Origin of the sequence: Streptomyces doebereineriae (genome assembly GCF_031845645.1) — a bacterium.
In the GTDB taxonomy this organism is placed as follows: Bacteria; Actinomycetota; Actinomycetes; order Streptomycetales; family Streptomycetaceae; genus Streptomyces; species Streptomyces canus.
This window is the reverse complement of record NZ_JAVREZ010000525.1, coordinates 1-403: the sequence shown is the minus strand read 5'-3', so window position 1 is coordinate 403 and position 403 is coordinate 1. Positions and strand designations below refer to the sequence as shown.

Below are 403 nucleotides of genomic sequence, written 5' to 3'. Positions count from 1 at the left end.
CCTCAAGCTCCGGGTCGACGGCGAACTGGTCGACGCCCCGGCCCCCGCCCGCGAGCCCGAGCCCGTCACCGCGCACCGCTCCGACAGGGGGTTCCTGATCACCGGCCTGGCCTCGGCCTTCCTCCTCGCCGGGGTCGTCTCCTTCTACGCCTCCGCCAACCCGGACGGCCTGGAGCGGGTCGCCGCCGACCAGGGCATCGACGAGAAGGCGGAGGAGCACGGCGCGGCCGACTCCCCGCTCGCGGACTACGGCGTGGGCGACATCGCGAACGCCCGGCTCTCCGGCGGCCTCGCCGGGGTGATCGGCGTCAGCGCCACGGTGGTCGTGGGCACGGGCGTCTTCTGGGTGGTGCGCCGCCGCAGGGAGGACGACCGGGGCGGTCCCGCGCGGTCCGACCACGAG

General features: G+C 76.2%; 1 protein-coding gene. It reads left to right on the top strand.

Annotation, left to right across the window (positions count from 1 at the left end):
• Positions 1–403 (top strand): PDGLE domain-containing protein (locus RNB18_RS53095; RefSeq protein ID WP_311721192.1); only part of this gene is annotated, 403 nt, incomplete at both ends.